The organism is Shewanella kaireitica, from assembly GCF_023284045.1.
Classification (GTDB): Bacteria; Pseudomonadota; Gammaproteobacteria; order Enterobacterales; family Shewanellaceae; genus Shewanella; species Shewanella kaireitica.
This window is the reverse complement of the sequence record NZ_JAKIKQ010000014.1, coordinates 65,720-82,096: the sequence shown is the minus strand read 5'-3', so window position 1 is coordinate 82,096 and position 16,377 is coordinate 65,720. Positions and strand designations below refer to the sequence as shown.

The window sequence follows — 16,377 nt, the reverse complement described above, 5'->3', positions numbered from 1 at the left end:
ACTTTCTTAGCAAGTTTTAGCGCTTTAGCTGGTAGTCGCTACCATCTTTCGCGGTAAACTCTTGATCGAGTACCGATGAGGCAACCACAGTATTTTCAACATTGACCAGGCTTATCCAGTACTGGTGACCTTCAACTAGAATATCCTCAATGTTGGCACAATCTTCTGCGCCCTTTTCACTTTGTCTATCAAAAGTTAGCTCCACATGCACGCCATTATCTTTAAGCAATATTGCGGTAGGCTCACTCTTATGACCGTTAAGCGCCACAAACTGTTTAGGGCAACGTAAGCCCGTTTGGCTACCGTCTTTCATAAACACTAGCAGTTGTTGGTAGTAGACAACATAGCTGCAAGCATCCTTGTGCGATCCTTTAGATAGCGGAAACTTGTCATCCAAAAATATTTTGGCACAAGGTGTTGAGGTATCATTTGCTGCCTGACGGACAACATTCACATCAACAAAATCCGAACCAATATATACATTATTCTCGTGGTTGTTTGCAGTGTTATTGATTGTTGATATATCCATTGTCCTGTCCTCATTCGTTCCTAAAATAGGTCACTCACCGTTACTTGCTTTGAAAGCTTTCAAAAAACTGTTTATTTCCTGACTGCTTGATTTGTAGTCTAGTGTAAAAATCGCTACAATTTCACAATAAAAATTTTACAATGTGAATTTTACAATATGAAAAGTAATCAGAGCCTGATCAGAAAGTCACATTTTCTCGGTACCAAGATTAGAAATTTGCGTAAGAGAAACCACCTTACAATGGAAGATCTTTCAGCCCGCTGTGTGCGTGTCGATCCTGAGTCAGCCCCCTCTGTATCTTACCTTTCGATGATTGAACGGGGTAAACGAGTTCCTAGTGCTGGTATGCTGACGGTGATTGCTGCAGTGTTTCAAAAAGAGGTTGATTGGTTTCTTGATGACGTGCCAGAAGACAACGCAATAACACCAGAAAAAGGTCGCCGCGGTGGAATAAGTGGCATGGCTTTAGAGCCAAGTTTTCTGTTTTCGAGTGATATTTTACAGATTGCCATACCCGAAATGCTGTCGCAAACCGGGACAACCGGTCGAGAATTTGCCCATTTATTGATCCGCGCACACCAAGAACACCATCAAAACCACTTTCCAGATCTTGAACGCGCCGCAGAAGAAGTTGGTCAGAAACGGCTTCCTTTGGCATTAGATGACTTGAAAGATATTGCCAAATCACTTGGATTAAAGCTGAAATGGGTCGATAGAACCCCGCAAGAAGTAGAAGATGAGATGGGAGTCAGTACCGCCCATGTGGTGACTTCGTTCTTTGAGCCGCCATCAACTATCTATCTCAACAAGATGCTCAAATCGTTTCCAACAAGACTCAAATATGACCTTGCGGTGCATATTGGTCACTGCGTCTTACACAATAAAGACGGTTTAAAGTGCGTGTTAACAGCCGGAAGAAGACATACCGCGGCCCACGATGAGTTAACAACTCCCGCATCATCGACTTTGAATGCCCAAGATATTTTGCACGCATGGCGTGATTTCGAGTCTAGCTTTTTTGCTGGGGCACTGCTTTGTCCAAAAGTGCCGTTCAGACAATTACTAGACAGGCACGGCTATGAAATAAATGTCAACAAAGCGGTTGGTGTGTCGGCATCGGTTGCAATGCGCCGAATGACCGTCGTTTCTCCATACCCCCACTGGCATTACTTTGATGCCTACGCACCCGGCAAATTGAAAGCAGTTTATCGCGGTAACGGCATTCCTCTTCCCTGGGGCAATATGCGAGTGGTTGAAGACCCCTGTCAGCATTGGGCTGTGTTTAGAATGATCAATGAACCCAAAGTTGGTACATCAGCTCAAATATCTATTTTAGAAGTTGCTGAAGAACCACGGATCTACTGTTGTGAATCGGTGAAAGTAGAAGATATGGCAGGAAATAATCACGTGCTTTGCGCGGGAATCGATCTCAACCCAGCAATCGATGCTCAAGGGGGGGATTCAGGATCTATTGCCACCGAACTAAAACAGATCTGTGCCGAAAATAGTGGTTCAGTTGAAATGCCAAAACATATTAAACAAAACCTTTTAAGCGTGGCAAAAATCCTTAACATTAATTGGATAGAACGCGGCATAGACAATGAAGCTCGGCTTATTTGTTCAAGAGGCGCTGTGTGCCCAAGACAACCAAGTTGTTATAAAGCGGGTAAAGCGCTTTGTGATGCAGATTAGCTTAACGATTTGCTATGCCCATTGCAGTTGCATGCACAATGATGCACTGCTCTGAATAGCCAAATTCAATTGCCAGCGTATCGTCGATAATCATATCAGCGAGTAAGACGGTACCGGCAATTTTTTGCTTAGCTTGCTCAATAGCCAGCAATGTCGACACACCTTCATCGATCGGTAGTAAATATAAAAACTGTGTTTGACAGCTCTCACCAACGACAGCACCTAATTCAACAAGCTCTTCAGACTGAACCGCACCATCAAAGGTCTTAGAGGTAAATGAACCGTGATTTGCAATGTTACAGCCACTCAAGATTAAAAAACACATAAAAACAAAAGCTTGTATTTTTATTACTTTAATCACCAATATTACCCCGTTAAATATAAGTTTTATAATTGTTAATTACACAGCATGAATACGTATGTATTCTGTTGTGCCAAATTCAAGCTCAAGGGTAACATGGAAACCTACTTTTATTCATGCTCTGCTTGTGGTGTGGTCGTTAAAAGTATGGTCGTTTCTAACGGTTTAACCGTTAGTTTTACCATTCTATAACAAGCTTCAGCCCAACAACATTAACATGTTTGGTTATCGCTTGATTAGCATAGGTATAGGGTAACGGCCAGCAGAGGTCGCTAGTTGTTACCCATTTTTTTAGATTCGACCAACAATAATAATTCTAACACCGAAAAGGTCTGGTTAATGTCTGAGAACAACCCTCAACAACAAAAGCCACAGCTCAGCTTCTGGCAAATATTCAATATGTGCTTTGGATTTTTAGGCATTCAATTTGGCTTTGCACTGCAAAACGCCAATGTAAGCCGAATATTCCAAACTCTTGGGGCTTCAATTGAAGATATTCCCATCTTATGGATTGCAGCGCCTTTAACCGGACTCATTGTACAGCCAATCATCGGTTACCTAAGTGATAACACTTGGGGAAGATGGGGAAGAAGGCGACCATTCTTTGTACTCGGCGCAGTTTGTACTGCCTTAGCACTCTTTGTTATGCCCCACTCGCCTGCTCTGTGGATTGCTGCTGGCATGCTATGGATAATGGACGCTTCAATTAACATTGCCATGGAGCCTTTTCGCGCATTTGTTGGCGACAACCTGCCTAACAAGCAACGCACTCTTGGTTATGCGATGCAAAGCTTCTTTATCGGTATTGGCGCGGTCATCGCATCAGCACTGCCCTACATTTTAAGTAATTATTTTGATGTGAGTAATACTGCGCCCGCTGGTGAAATTGCTGATTCAGTACGTTACGCTTTCTATTTTGGCGGTGCTGTTCTTTTCCTTGCTGTAATGTGGACCGTCATTTCAACAAAAGAGTACTCACCTGAAGAGTTAGCTGAATTTGAAAAGCACACTGACGAAAGTCCCATCCAAACAACGGGTCAACGTAGCGCAACACAGTACCGAAACGGAAGTATCCTCTGGGCAAGTATTGGTAGCATTTTTACTGCCACTATTTGGTTGTGTGAGTGGGATAAACAGCTATTTATTCTCAGTATCGGAATATTAAGTTTTGGTCCATTGCAGCTATACTGTGCAACCAAATTAAACCAACTAAAGCAGCATTCTGAAACAACAAAACAGTTAAGTACAAACCGTGAAAAGCAGAGCTTAATCTTTTGCGTGGTCGATGACCTATTCAATATGCCCAAAGCGATGCATCAACTCGCTTTAGTGCAATTTTTCTCATGGTTTGCACTATTTGCCATGTGGATCTATACCACAGCAGCCGTGACTGACTATCACTATGGTAGCCAAGATGTATTATCAAAAGCCTATAACGATGGTGCTGACTGGGTCGGTTTACTCTTTGCTGTTTATAACGGTTTTGCAGCAATCGCGGCCATTTTCATCCCTATTCTCGCTAAAAAACTGGGTTTAAAAGTTACTCACTGTATTAATCTTTTTTGTGGTGGGCTTGGCCTTATTAGCTTTAAGTTCATTAGCGACCCGACATTATTGTGGCTGCCAATGATAGGTATAGGCATTGCTTGGGCTTCAATACTCTCCGTCCCATACGCCCTGCTTGCTAACGCGTTACCTGCAAAGAAAATGGGCGTTTACATGGGTATATTCAACTTCTTTATCGTCATCCCACAATTACTTGCAGCAAGTGTGCTCGGGCTTATCGTCAGAGTGCTTTTCGATGGCGAACCGATTTACGCACTGATAACCGGTGGTGCGCTGATGATGGTTGCAGGTATAGCAGTGTTAAGAGTCAATATCGACAATAACTAGTGAGCCTTGCTGAAGAGAATACAAGCAGCAAACGTTAATATCACGCTTTGTGTCTGACATAAAGTAAATTAAAAAGTACATTTTGGGGAAGCAAATGGTAGGTCCAATCACATTTAAACAATCAGTACTTACCGCCGCGGTTAGCATGGCGCTGTTACTAGCCGGCTGTAACAATAAAAATACAGAGAAAAGTACTCAGTTAAGTTCTGCTAAAAGTGATACTACGCAACTAAGCAGTGATAATCAGCGAAACTCTATTGCACCGGGAATTCCTGGAAGCAACCCAACATGGGCTTTTGCAGGAAAAACCGGCATAGGTACCTCTTATGAGCCCTATACCGATGGCAGTTATCAAGATAGCACTGAAAACCCTATCAGTCGGGTGTGGTTCTCACTCGCTCAAGGAATTGTCACTGAAACCATGTTTGGCTTGATTCACAATGCACAGCTTAAAGATATGCAGTTTGTTGTTACCGGTAAAGGTTTTGTTGATACAGAAAAAGATGATACTGAACACACTATTGAGTATTTGCACACTGATAAGCACGGCAAGCCGCTATCACTTGCCTATAAGCTTATCAATAAAGATAAAGACGGCAAATACCAAATAGAAAAACACATTTTTACTGATCCTGATCGCGATGCACTAATGATGAAAGTGGTCTTTACTGCATTTGAATCTGGGATCACCCCTTACCTAGTCGTTAACCCACATATAGACAATAGCGGTGCAAACGATATTGCTCAGTATGACGATGCCAATAAAGTGTTTACCGTTAATACTACCGATAAAAACAGCAGCGTTATGAGTGTTAAATCGAGTGTTGATTTTAGCCAAGCAAGCGTTGGCTTTGTCGGGATCTCTGATGGATTAACCGATCTAAATAGTAACGGTGAAATGAACTGGCAGTACAGCACAACCTCAGAGGAAAACCAAGGAGGCAATGTCGCACTCACCGCCCAGTACCCAAGCCCAATAGTAAAAGCCGGCGAGCAACAAGCAAAGATCAGTTTTGATCTCGTCATCGGTTTTGGCAGCGACAAGCAAACCAGTTTAGCTAATACAGACGCGACTCTCGCTGTTGGTAGTAGCAAAGTACTTGCCGCATTTAACGGTGAAGGCGAATCATTAGGCTGGGAAGATTATCTAAGCTCACTCGATGCATTAAATAACATGGTTAATACCACCACAGATAGTGGCAAGTTGTTATACGCCAGTGCATTAGTATTAAAGGCACAAGAAGATAAAACCCATGCAGGTGCGTTAATCGCCTCACTTTCTAATCCATGGGGAGATACGGTTTCAGCAAAAGTTGGCAGTACAGGCTATAAAGCTGTTTGGCCACGAGATTTTTATCAATGCGCAATGGCCTTTTTAGCAATGGGCGACAGCCAAACGCCAAAAACAGCCTTTGAGTATTTAGAAAAAGTTCAGGTGAATAAAAATACCCCGGGTTATAGCGGTACCCCGGGATGGTTTTTACAAAAAACCCACGTAGATGGACAGATTGAATGGGTCGGCGTGCAGTTAGATCAAACAGCGATGCCCATCATGCTCGGCTGGAAGTTATGGCAAGCAGGTGTATTAAGCGATACCGAAATAAATCATTGGTATAAAAAGATGCTCAAACCTGCCGCTGATTTTCTAGTTAACGGCGGAGAAGTTAATCTAGATTGGAACCATACCAATATTACACCACTAAAAACTCAACAAGAGCGCTGGGAAGAGCAACAAGGCTACTCGCCCTCCACAACAGCTGCAGTTATTTCAGGGTTGATAAGCGCCAGCGATATTGCCACTCATGCTGGTGATAAAGAAGCGGCTAAGCGCTACTTAGCAACAGCTAAAAATATGCAAGGTAAAATCAATGATCTAATGGTTACAACCGCAGGTCTATTGTCAGCTCCCAGCAGCGTAGAACGTGACAATACGCAAACACAGACCAGTCTGCCCTACTTTGTGCGCTTAGCACCAAATGGAGAGCCAAATAAAGATAACAAGCTTGGCGATAACAATGGTAGAGCTGGTTTAGATCAACGTTTGATTCTCGATGGTGGTTTCTTAGAGTTAGTGCGCTATGGCGTCACTCCAGCAAATGATAAGACCATCATCAATACGATTAACCTTATTGATAATCAGCAGCTCGAGGATAACTTAAGAGTCAAGTACCAGTTCAATGCCAAAGATGGAACAGCCATTCCGGGGTTTAGACGCTATGGTAATGACGGCTACGGTGAAGATGAAGTCAACGGTAATAGCTACGCCGAGAGAGGCGTTAATACAGCAGGGCAACGCGGGCGTGTTTGGCCATTCTTTACTGGAGAGCGCGGGCACTTCGAACTCGCTAAGTCGCTCCAAAATAATAGTTTAAGCAGCAAGGAACACCAAGCACTCATTAACACCTATGTGCAAGGAATGGAAACTTTTGCTAATGAAGGGTTGATGTTACCAGAGCAAGTATGGGATGGAGTGGGTAACCCTACACGTTACCACTATAAGCTAGGCCAAGGCACTAACTCTGCAACCCCGCTTGCATGGACTCACGCTGAATACATTAAGCTGGTACGCTCCATTTCCGACAAAAAAGTATGGGATAATTATTCAATCGTGAGCGACAAACTCAAGCAGTAGCTGTACTGATTTAGCAACTTTAGTTCAATACATGAAAGCCCGTTAGCAACAAGCTAGCGGGCTTTTAAAATAGGTGTATTAATGGGTCGATCGCATCCTTTAATATTTAGCCTGAATAACTCGGCTAATCTCTTTCCGTCTTAAGTAAGCCATATTGGAACTCGCTTCCCCAAGTCCCCTTAAAAAATATATTATTGATAAAATGCGCTTCCCTACGAAACCCGACTCTTTCTAATAATTGATAAGAAGCATGATTGTCGCAGTCAGTAGTCGCAATGATTCGGTGCTTATTCATATCATGAAATAAAAACTCAATAAATGCATTTAACGCTTTAGTCGCTATCCCTTTACCTTGATGCTCGGGTGCCAGGGTAAAGCCCACTTCAACTTGTTCAGCATCGATAAAGTGGATTGCAAAATCACCTAACAGTACATTGGTTTTAGTTTCAACAATTGCTAGCTGAAACCACTGCCCTATTTCGCCAAAATGATGGCCCTGCATGGATTCATACAAGCTGTTAGCTTTCTCTATTGAGTATTGACTCCAGCTTTGGTATTGAGCAACCGCTTCCACCGCTCGATAACGCGCAAATATCTCTAAGTCTACAAGTTCAAACTCTCGGATAGTTAAATCATCCACTGTAAATACCTTAGACATTGTTATAACTCAATTGTTAATTTATACAAACGGCTCTCTTCATCATATGCAGCTAACTTTTCAATACAATTAAATACAAAACCTACACGTTCTAACGTCTTTATCGATGCCTGATTGTCCATAGAAGTCACTGCAATAAACTCCTTTGCCTTAAGTACATTTTCACCATAATCGAGTACCGATTTTACCGCTTCTTGAGCATATCCTTTAGACCAAAAGGCTTTTGCAAAAGCATAACCCAGTTCAAAGTCATCACGATAATCGCGGCGTATCAAGCCACAGATCCCTATAGGGATTTCACCTTGCCGCAATGAAACCAAGTACATACCGTAACCGTTATCATGATAGCTTTTAGTGAAACTGTCATTGATATACTCTACCGCTTGTTCGAGGCTATGCACTTGTTTATCAGCTATCCCCTCAATAAAGCTAGGTTCATTAAGCAAAGATAAAATAAAACTTGCATCAGCAGCAGTAACCTGTCTAATTGATAGTCTTTCACTGGTCATTAACGCCATATAAATCCTTTTACAATCACGCCCATATATCTGTTAATTTGTTTCTAATAGATCCCAACAATTTCATAATGATATAGCTTACCTGCGACATTAATCGAGACTTCGTCACCGACTTCACGAGAGATCAGTTTTTCGCCAATCGGTGACTGCGGTGTGATTAGCATAAAATTGCGTTTAGCTAAATCGATTTTTAATCCACCAGCATTTGGTCCCATAAACAACAAGCTAACAATATCTTGTTCGTCAACAAGCTCAACTAAATGACCAAGCGCGATTTGTTTTGGTTTATGACTATCGCTTTCGTTCAAAGCTCGGTGCTTTAACAAAGTGAAAAGTTGCTCAAAAGCGGTGATATCGGTCTGGCACTGCGCTACCCTCACCGACTGACCATGAGCAAGGTATGACGCCTCCAACCCAAAAGTATCGTACTTATTTTCAGCAACGCTTTCACTACTGGTTGCTGTATCGTGGGCACGCTTGGCGGCATTCACCGCATCCTGATGTACATCGATTAGGGCTTGATGAATCGAATGCTCTATCTCTTCTCTGGTAAACACGGAAAACCCTGTAGATAATTCAAAACAATGTTAAATATTGGTTTTAAGAGCTTGCAGCATAACATGCTTGATTAAACTGATAAAATGGTTAACTTAGTGTATGTGCAATCGAATTAGCTAAGTAGCGCAGCAGCTTAGAGTGCATCAATTTTCAGTTAGGGATCATCAATGCAAAACAGCCATAATAAAAATAACATCAGGCTCCTCTATTTTGGCTTGCTCAGCGTAGCAATGGTCGCAACGACATGCACTGCGCAAGATCTTGAGCCTAGAAGCTATACTAATATTCCCATTGGAATGAACTTTTTAGTCGTCGGCGCAGCACATTCTGAAGGTGAACTATCACCTGCGCCTACAGCACCCATCGAGAATGCTGATATTAGCATTAATGCCGCTGTTGTCGGATACGCCCATACTTTTGCACTGGCAGGGAAATCATCAAAAATTGATATGACAGCGAGTCGACTTTGCTACAAAGGCAGCGCTGACTTTCAAGGCGAACGAGTCACTGCTGATAGATGTGGCTATGGTGATGCTAATATTCGACTCTCTTGGAATTTTTTTGGTGCGCCAGCTTTAAAACCTGCCGACTTTGCAACATGGAAGCAAGGCGTTGTGTTAGGTACTAGTCTGCAAATAACCGCCCCTACAGGAAATTATGATAAAGATAAGCTGCTTAATGCTGGTGCAAATCGTTGGGTATTTAGACCTGGTTTAGGTATGTCACACAAACTCGGCGATTGGTATTACGATTTAATCGCTTCTGTGCGTTTTTACGGTGATAACGACGAGTATTTCAATGACGTTGAATTAGAGCAAGATCCACAATATACGCTACAAGGTCACTTAATTTACAACTTTAGCCGAGGTCACTGGTTATCACTCAATGCCAACTTTTATTTTGGCGGTGAAACCCACAAGAACAATATCGACTCGTTTGATTCTCAGGAAAACTCTCGCTTCGGCATGACCTATTCTGCGCCCATTAACAGAAGCAATAGCATTAAGCTTTATGCGAGTACCGGTGTTGTCACTCAAGTCGGTAGCGATTTTGATACGCTCGGCGCTGTATGGCAGTACATATTCTAAAACGAATAACCCAAAACCAGTAACTCAACTTAATACACTAATAAAATGGTTCAATGGCGGTACTGTCGTTGAACCATTTCTATTTGTAGTTAAGCATTGATAAATGCTAGCGGTTACTCAATATCGTCGAAATACCAATAACCCGCATTAACCCAATCAGTCAACTGGTTGAGTGTTTCACTATCATCCAACCAAGGAGCAAGCGTCTCTAGTGTTAACTGATGCGAGTCGCACAACAGTTCAATTAATGACTCTTTAGTTTTACCTAATTGGATCTGTTCACCATTGATATAGAGAACACCATCAGCGGCTGTTGCCTCAAAATACAAACAGCGCAAGCCTCCAAGCTTAATTAGGGGCTGTAACTTTAACTGCTCAGTCACATCTAAACTTTGAAAACCTAAATGGTCTTCAGGTAAATCAAGTTCACATTTCGACTGAGTAAGGTAACGCCCACTAAACTCACTGATTAGCTTGTCATCTAACGTGGCAAATAGTTGCTGCTTAATTCGCGCTAAATCAGAGTTGTTCACCGCACCAGAACCACTGGCGAGTTCACGGTCAGGATCGGCAATCTGCTCATTACACAAATCATTATCGATGATGTGATCAGCCATCGCGCTCACCATGTCTTTAGCCGAGGCCGTTCTATAACCGACAGAGAAGCTCATCGAGGGCTCAAGAGTCACACCATCATGAGGATACCCTGGTGGTAGATACAAGATATCGCCAGGCAAGAGTTCAACATCTATGATTGGCTCAAATGCCTCTGTATGAAGCAATGCTGGATGAGCTGCAAACTCTTTATGAGGACCGAGATCCCCCACTCTCCAACGTCGGCGACCCGAACCTTGGCATATAAACACATCGTATAGGTCGATATGAGGCCCGACTCCACCGCCAGGTGTGGCATAGCTCACCATGACATCATCAAAACGCCAGCGTGGAATAAAATCAAAACATTGAATTAACTCTTCTGCTTCTGGTAGCCAGTTATTCAGTGCTTGAACAATTAAGGTCCAATCTTTTTCACCAAGTTCTTCGTAAGATTCAAATGGGCCAAACTCAGCTTGCCACTCATCATTTGCTTTAAAGACTCGGCGTGACTCAACCAATTCATCACAAGCAAGTCCCGCCATCTCTTCAGGAGAGAGTAGATCTTGAAAGTTTTTAAAGCCTTGGCGGATCACTAGTGGTTTTTTTTGCCAGTACTGCTCTAAGAACTGCTGCGGCGTAATACCATTTAAATCTAATTGCATATTTATTACTCACTATAATTTGCGGCGATCCTAGCAAGTATTAGCATTTAGTTATTTGGGCAAGATCATAAATTGGCAAGTTGCTGAACATTCAATTTGCGTTACATTTAAATTGACTCCCCACAATGTCGCTCTACAATATGCGCAAACTCGACTTGTAAGAACTGCACATTGGCACACTCTTTTGCTTCACCCCACTCGACAGAATTTCAAACCGATATAGCCCTAGATGCAAGCACAGTGATCGTGCTCGATTTTGAAACCACTGGCCTGTCTCCAAACCAAGGCGACCGAGCTATAGAAATTGGTGCGGTAAAATTACGAGACGGCATTGTTATTGATCGTTTTCAAGAGCTAATGAATCCAGGCTTTCGTGTTAGCGGTTTTATCGAGAGTTACACCGGCATTAGCAACCAAATGCTAAGCAGTGCAGCTCCTTGTGATGAAGTCATGGATCAGTTTGCTGACTTTATCGCTGACTATAATATGGTTGCCCATAATGCATCTTTCGACCAACGATTCTTAGACGCCGAGCTCAACGCAATTGGACGTGATTATCGCGGTGAGTTTGCTTGCTCTATGTTAATTGCTAGAAGGCTGTATCAAGAGGCGCCAAATCATAAACTTGGTAGTTTAATAAATTACAAGCAGATTAAACATGATGGTGTATTTCATAGAGCGTTAGCTGATTCAGAGATGACTGCCGATTTATGGTTAGCAATGCTAGATGATCTAAAACAAGATCATTGTATTGATAAAGTTGAGTTTAAATTAATGCAAACGATAACAAAGCAGAGCAAAGCCAACGTATTTAAATTTTTATCTAATTACAGTAACTAACAACTTATGCCGAGCATGATATTTTTCATCGCTCGGCAGTTAAAAAGCGATTAAGTCGACTGACGCACCACTAGGTTTGTCGGGATAAGCTGCGGCGATACCTCTTCCCCGTTAATCAGTTTAAGTACACTCTCAACCAAGATTTCACCTGCGAGCATGGTATTTTGCTTAATCGTGGTTAATGGTGGATTAGCAAAACTGGCTACAGGAATATCGTCATAGCCCATTACAGCGACATCTGCCGGCACCGCCAGTCCTTTAGCGTTCAGCGCCCTTATGGCACCAATTGCGATAAGGTCGCTTGCCGCAAAAATAGCATCGAAAGTCTCACCGCTATTCAATAAGTCATTGGTCGCATCAAATCCCGATGTTTCAGTGCTTATCGCTGCAAACTGTATGGCGTTATTTTCTTTGATCCCAGCTTTTTTCAGTGCGGCTAGGTGACCTAAGTAACGGTCACGAAACTCTGGGCTATGGCTGGATGAATCGCCAATAAAAGCAATGTTGTTATGCCCTTTTGACAAAAGATGCTCAGTAGCACTCACGCCACCTTGATGGTTATCACAACCAATGGTCAATACCGATTTATGATTGTGCTCCGCACCCCAAATGACAAAGTGAGTATTTTGTTCCAATAATTTTTCAAGCTTTCTCTCGTAATCAACAAAATCGCCATAGCCAAGTAAAATAATACCATCCGCCTTATTACTGTCCTCATAATCAGCATGCCAATCACTGCTTAACTGTTGGAATGAAACCAGCAGATCGTAGCCCTTTTGCGCGGAAGCTCTAGTGATTGACCCTAGCATAGATAGAAAGAAAGGATTGATCAGCGAATCGTCATTGGTAGGGTCTTCGCAAAGCAATAACGCAAGCGTCTGACTGTTTTGCATGCGCAAATTGCTGGCGTTTTTATCAACTTTATAATTAAGCTCTTTCGCTATAGCTTGGATACGTTGACGAGTTTCCAAGTTAACCAACGGACTGTCCCTTAACGCTCTAGAGACTGTTGATTGAGACACTCCTGCTTTATATGCTATATCAATGGACGTTGCTTTTGTAACCATGATTTTTTCAAACCTTTATTATATTTTTATTTAGTTTTTATGTAGTAGTTACTTGCTTCATCTCCATCAATATAGCGTTACAGCGATATTGGAATCAGCTTATATGCCTAACTCGTCAAACAGATCGTCTGCACTGCTCATTTGCTTCTCTTTTGAGCTAGCAACGGGTTCAATCTGCTTAGGAGTGCTACCTTGCCCGTGCTCAGCTAACAGATCGTCTAAATCAAAATCCTCGTCTGCATCGAAATCCGTTAACTTAATAAACTCCGTTTTATCCATCGCAAATTCAAGATAAAAAATATGATTATTTTGAGTTTTAAAAGAAACCCTTCTCGCCACAGCTTCATCAAGGTTTGTATCGACCGAAATAGTCAGCTCTTTATTAATGGTCAGCATTTTCGGCTGGCTTTGACTAATTGATGTCTGCAATTCCTTACTGATTTTGTTAATGAAATCCCCTAGCATTTGGTTCATCAACTCTCCCATCACATTACCGACTTCGTCAGACGTGTGCGAAAACGCCAACTCTGACTCAGGCATTCCCATATTAAGCATATATTCTCGATAGATCTCAATCGCAGCCGGAGCCGAAAAGTTGATCACGACTAGCCCTGAAAAACCCCCATCAAAAATAGAAAAACAACCTAAATCAGGTTTTAAACAAGTACGTGTAATCGACTGCACCATGCCAGCATGGGTGATCTGGCTATTTGTTGTACTAGAAAGTACGTGAGAGACTGATATACAAAGCTTACGTAGTATGTCATCAGTGGTGACAGAATCTTGCGTTGTTAGCATAATGAAAACCTTCTTATTGTAATCTTTTCATAGTGCCGCAAACTTTTAACAAAACAAAGCAAAAACATGGCTAAAATCGATAATAATTGCTAGCTCGTTCAGTCTTTAGCCGATCCTATTCGTTAAGTTAGTAGCATATTGGGATTGAACACTCCAAGTAAAATGATAGTAGGACTTTTTGACTATCTCCGATCCCAAATAGATGACTGATAATAGAAGTTAGTAGAAGAAACGATGTAGTTAACATTTTAAAAATAAACATAATCTTAGCTGTTCTTTTTGGCCGAAAGACAGGGTACATTTAGGCTACTCTTTATTTAGTAGAGCTTAGCTATCATGACAGCCATATTACGACAACTTACCATCCTCCAGCGACTGATTTTAATGCTTATGCTAGCTGCAGTCGGTACAGTTGTTTTTGCTAGTTTTTCGATCAATGAACAATACAACAATCTTGTGACACAAAAGCTGCAACAAAATGATGCTCAACTTAATACTGTCATCAGTGTTATTGCTGCACATAGACAGCAAGTCCTTAAAGGTGAAATATCTGAAGATGATGCAAAAGTAGAATCAGCAAACTTGCTGAACCAAATCAACTTCGGTAATGACGGTTATTTTATCCTTGCCGATAGCGACAACACGATTTTGGCACATGGTGGAAATAAACAAGCAATTGGCAGAAACATCGCGAGCATCAACCGATCTGGCAATGACACAACTCTTTCAGCGCTAGTAGCCAAAGCTTCAACTGCCGGAAGCGCAAAGGGTGAGGTTAACTTCACTAACCCTCAAACCAAAGCGTTAGAAAGTAAGTTGGTAGAGGCTAGATATTACCCTGCTTGGAATTGGACACTTATAACTGGTAGCTATAAAAGCGAGATAAGCTCTGTCATGTATTCGATGGCGATTGATTACCTCGTCATTATGTTAATGATCTCAATTCCTATTTTCAGTTTCTTTCTGATGCTTAACCTTTCTATTACCGCGCCACTAAAAGATGCAATAGCAGCGATGAAAGATATCGCACAAGGTGAAGGCGATTTAACCAAAAGACTGCCCACAAAGGGGAAAGATGAGGTTGCAGAGCTCGCAGAAGCATTTAACCTGTTTGTCATTAAAATTGCTGATACTGTCGCTCAGTTACAGCCTTTAGGTAAAAGTCTTGATGATGACGCTAATCGCTTGCTTAACGCCGTGCAGGAATCCAATAGCAGCGTTGACCACTTACACCAAGAAACCAGCAGTGTCGCTACAGCGATAAACGAGATGTTATCAACCACACACGAGATGGCGACTAACACAAGTCAAGCTGCAGATGCGGCTAACAGTGTTAAAGTGCAGGCACAGCTTAGCATGGAGAAGATGGGCAGTACTTTAGACAATACCCAGCGCTTAGTTGAAGAGCTTAAAACCTCTGAGCAGATCACTCATGACCTCGGCAGTTCCTCACAACAGATTGGCAGTATATTGGATGTGATTAGAGGCATAGCCGACCAAACAAACCTGTTAGCCCTTAACGCAGCGATTGAAGCAGCTCGCGCAGGATCTCATGGCCGAGGGTTTGCCGTCGTAGCCGATGAGGTGCGTGCACTTGCTAATCGAACTCAAGACTCTACCAATGAAATCCAGAAGATCATTACGGAGATCCAATCAGGTGTCGGCTCGGTAGTCTCAAGTAATGAACGCACGCAGCAGCAATCAGAACAAGTACAAAGCCAAGCAAAAGGTGTGGGTGATTCTCTAGGAGAAATCTTAGCCTTAATTGCACATATTAGTGACATGAACACTCAGCTCGCCAGTGCAACAGAAGAGCAATCTTTAGTTACTGAAGAGATTAATCGAAATATTTGTAGTATCACGGAATTAACAGAAGTCTCGGTTAAAGCGAATGAAAGTAACCATAATGCTGCCGTGTCATTACAATCTATTAGTCAGAACTCAGCTAAAACCCTAGGCCAATTTAAGGTAAGCTAAACACCGTATTCCCACTCTAAAAGGGGCACTATTTGCCCCTTTTTCATTTCTCAATCTATGTTAAGCTAAATTCAATCTGGAAAACTTATCTAAACGGAATTGAATTTATGGCACGTATGACACTAGCTGTTCATCCGCAGCTTTTTACTATCCATAGCCTGGCTCCCGATACCATCGTGCCAAGCAGCATATTCCAGCAAGAGATCTATTTTATCGGTAAGACACGGGAAGAGTTGTCGGTTGTCGTCGATTCCACTTTCGAAATAGACAGCCTAGAACAGGAGCATGGCTGGAGTTGCTTAGAAGTGCTCGGGCCTTTAGGTTTTTCAATGACAGGTATTTTGTCGAGTGTATCTGGCGCTCTTGCTGAACGAAAAATATCAATCTTCGCGATTTCTACCTTTGATACTGATTATATTTTGGTAAAGAAAGAAACACTTACCGAGGCCACTAAGGCGCTCAAAAAAAAGAACTATCAGATAATCAATCATCAAGGATAGTTACGGT

15 protein-coding genes are annotated in these 16,377 nt (G+C 42.2%); 7 read left to right on the top strand and 8 right to left on the bottom strand.

Translation table 11 applies throughout. The annotated features are described in order from the left end of the window. Window positions 1-16: 16 nt before the first annotated feature. Window positions 17-529, bottom strand: a complete 513-nt coding sequence (locus L2730_RS16095) for an aldolase/citrate lyase/malate synthase family protein (protein ID WP_248975520.1) — start codon at window positions 527-529, stop codon at window positions 17-19. 156 nt (window positions 530-685) lie between these two features. On the opposite strand from L2730_RS16095, the gene L2730_RS16090 reads away from it, so the two are divergent. Further along, window positions 686-2,221 carry a DUF3612 domain-containing protein gene (locus L2730_RS16090; protein WP_248975519.1) on the top strand — a complete coding sequence of 512 codons (1,536 nt, stop codon included), beginning with the start codon at window positions 686-688 and terminating at the stop codon, window positions 2,219-2,221. Window position 2,222: 1 nt separating this feature from the next. On the opposite strand, the gene L2730_RS16085 is transcribed toward L2730_RS16090, so the two are convergent. Then, window positions 2,223-2,582: a hypothetical protein gene (locus tag L2730_RS16085; protein WP_248975518.1), complete on the bottom strand. Its 360-nt coding sequence runs from the start codon at window positions 2,580-2,582 to the stop codon at window positions 2,223-2,225. Between the two features lie 339 nt (window positions 2,583-2,921). Between L2730_RS16085 and L2730_RS16080 the strand changes: the two genes are divergently transcribed. Both L2730_RS16080 and L2730_RS16075 read left to right on the top strand, forming a co-directional pair. Beyond that, a complete protein-coding gene (locus L2730_RS16080) occupies window positions 2,922-4,475 on the top strand; it encodes an MFS transporter (protein ID WP_248975517.1) in 1,554 nt (517 codons plus the stop codon). 94 nt (window positions 4,476-4,569) lie between these two features. Continuing rightward, window positions 4,570-7,107, top strand: coding sequence for a glycoside hydrolase family 15 protein (locus tag L2730_RS16075; RefSeq protein WP_248975516.1), 2,538 nt, complete (start codon window positions 4,570-4,572; stop codon window positions 7,105-7,107). 124 nt (window positions 7,108-7,231) lie between these two features. On the opposite strand, the gene L2730_RS16070 is transcribed toward L2730_RS16075, so the two are convergent. From L2730_RS16070 to L2730_RS22060, 3 genes are read right to left on the bottom strand one after another with little or no spacing between them, the layout of a single operon-like run. Further along, window positions 7,232-7,765, bottom strand: a complete 534-nt coding sequence (locus tag L2730_RS16070; protein WP_283105758.1) for a GNAT family N-acetyltransferase — start codon at window positions 7,763-7,765, stop codon at window positions 7,232-7,234. Between the two features lie 2 nt (window positions 7,766-7,767). Continuing rightward, window positions 7,768-8,283 (bottom strand): GNAT family N-acetyltransferase, encoded by a 516-nt coding sequence (locus tag L2730_RS16065; protein ID WP_248975514.1) that lies wholly within the window; start codon window positions 8,281-8,283, stop codon window positions 7,768-7,770. A gap of 44 nt (window positions 8,284-8,327) precedes the next feature. After that, window positions 8,328-8,840 carry a GreA/GreB family elongation factor gene (locus L2730_RS22060; protein ID WP_248975513.1) on the bottom strand — a complete coding sequence of 171 codons (513 nt, stop codon included), beginning with the start codon at window positions 8,838-8,840 and terminating at the stop codon, window positions 8,328-8,330. 168 nt (window positions 8,841-9,008) lie between these two features. On the opposite strand from L2730_RS22060, the gene L2730_RS16055 reads away from it, so the two are divergent. After that, window positions 9,009-9,929 carry a transporter gene (locus L2730_RS16055; RefSeq protein WP_248975512.1) on the top strand — a complete coding sequence of 307 codons (921 nt, stop codon included), beginning with the start codon at window positions 9,009-9,011 and terminating at the stop codon, window positions 9,927-9,929. A gap of 113 nt (window positions 9,930-10,042) precedes the next feature. Here L2730_RS16055 and L2730_RS16050 read toward each other — a convergent pair whose 3' ends face one another. Then, window positions 10,043-11,188 (bottom strand): cupin domain-containing protein, encoded by a 1,146-nt coding sequence (locus L2730_RS16050; protein WP_248975511.1) that lies wholly within the window; start codon window positions 11,186-11,188, stop codon window positions 10,043-10,045. Between the two features lie 171 nt (window positions 11,189-11,359). Between L2730_RS16050 and L2730_RS16045 the strand changes: the two genes are divergently transcribed. Then, a complete protein-coding gene (locus tag L2730_RS16045) occupies window positions 11,360-12,028 on the top strand; it encodes a 3'-5' exonuclease (RefSeq protein ID WP_283105757.1) in 669 nt (222 codons plus the stop codon). A 50-nt stretch (window positions 12,029-12,078) separates the two neighbouring features. On the opposite strand, the gene L2730_RS16040 is transcribed toward L2730_RS16045, so the two are convergent. Together L2730_RS16040 and L2730_RS16035 are read right to left on the bottom strand one after the other, a co-directional pair. After that, window positions 12,079-13,095, bottom strand: a complete 1,017-nt coding sequence (locus L2730_RS16040; RefSeq protein WP_248975510.1) for a LacI family DNA-binding transcriptional regulator — start codon at window positions 13,093-13,095, stop codon at window positions 12,079-12,081. A gap of 99 nt (window positions 13,096-13,194) precedes the next feature. Then, window positions 13,195-13,893, bottom strand: coding sequence for a DUF3334 family protein (locus tag L2730_RS16035; RefSeq protein WP_248975509.1), 699 nt, complete (start codon window positions 13,891-13,893; stop codon window positions 13,195-13,197). Window positions 13,894-14,229: 336 nt separating this feature from the next. On the opposite strand from L2730_RS16035, the gene L2730_RS16030 reads away from it, so the two are divergent. Together L2730_RS16030 and L2730_RS16025 are read left to right on the top strand one after the other, a co-directional pair. Next, window positions 14,230-15,870: a methyl-accepting chemotaxis protein gene (locus L2730_RS16030; RefSeq protein WP_248975508.1), complete on the top strand. Its 1,641-nt coding sequence runs from the start codon at window positions 14,230-14,232 to the stop codon at window positions 15,868-15,870. Between the two features lie 107 nt (window positions 15,871-15,977). Continuing rightward, window positions 15,978-16,370, top strand: a complete 393-nt coding sequence (locus L2730_RS16025; protein WP_248975507.1) for an ACT domain-containing protein — start codon at window positions 15,978-15,980, stop codon at window positions 16,368-16,370. The last annotated feature ends 7 nt before the right edge of the window (window positions 16,371-16,377 follow it).

Coding starts and splice junctions, on each gene's coding strand:
- L2730_RS16095 (WP_248975520.1), bottom strand. CDS start 529: ATGGATATATCAACAATCAATAACACTGCAAACAACCACGAGAATAAT.
- L2730_RS16090 (WP_248975519.1), top strand. CDS start 686: ATGAAAAGTAATCAGAGCCTGATCAGAAAGTCACATTTTCTCGGTACC.
- L2730_RS16080 (WP_248975517.1), top strand. CDS start 2,922: ATGTCTGAGAACAACCCTCAACAACAAAAGCCACAGCTCAGCTTCTGG.
- L2730_RS16075 (WP_248975516.1), top strand. CDS start 4,570: ATGGTAGGTCCAATCACATTTAAACAATCAGTACTTACCGCCGCGGTT.
- L2730_RS16070 (WP_283105758.1), bottom strand. CDS start 7,765: ATGTCTAAGGTATTTACAGTGGATGATTTAACTATCCGAGAGTTTGAA.
- L2730_RS16065 (WP_248975514.1), bottom strand. CDS start 8,283: ATGGCGTTAATGACCAGTGAAAGACTATCAATTAGACAGGTTACTGCT.
- L2730_RS16055 (WP_248975512.1), top strand. CDS start 9,009: ATGCAAAACAGCCATAATAAAAATAACATCAGGCTCCTCTATTTTGGC.
- L2730_RS16050 (WP_248975511.1), bottom strand. CDS start 11,188: ATGCAATTAGATTTAAATGGTATTACGCCGCAGCAGTTCTTAGAGCAG.
- L2730_RS16040 (WP_248975510.1), bottom strand. CDS start 13,095: ATGGTTACAAAAGCAACGTCCATTGATATAGCATATAAAGCAGGAGTG.
- L2730_RS16035 (WP_248975509.1), bottom strand. CDS start 13,893: ATGCTAACAACGCAAGATTCTGTCACCACTGATGACATACTACGTAAG.
- L2730_RS16030 (WP_248975508.1), top strand. CDS start 14,230: ATGACAGCCATATTACGACAACTTACCATCCTCCAGCGACTGATTTTA.
- L2730_RS16025 (WP_248975507.1), top strand. CDS start 15,978: ATGGCACGTATGACACTAGCTGTTCATCCGCAGCTTTTTACTATCCAT.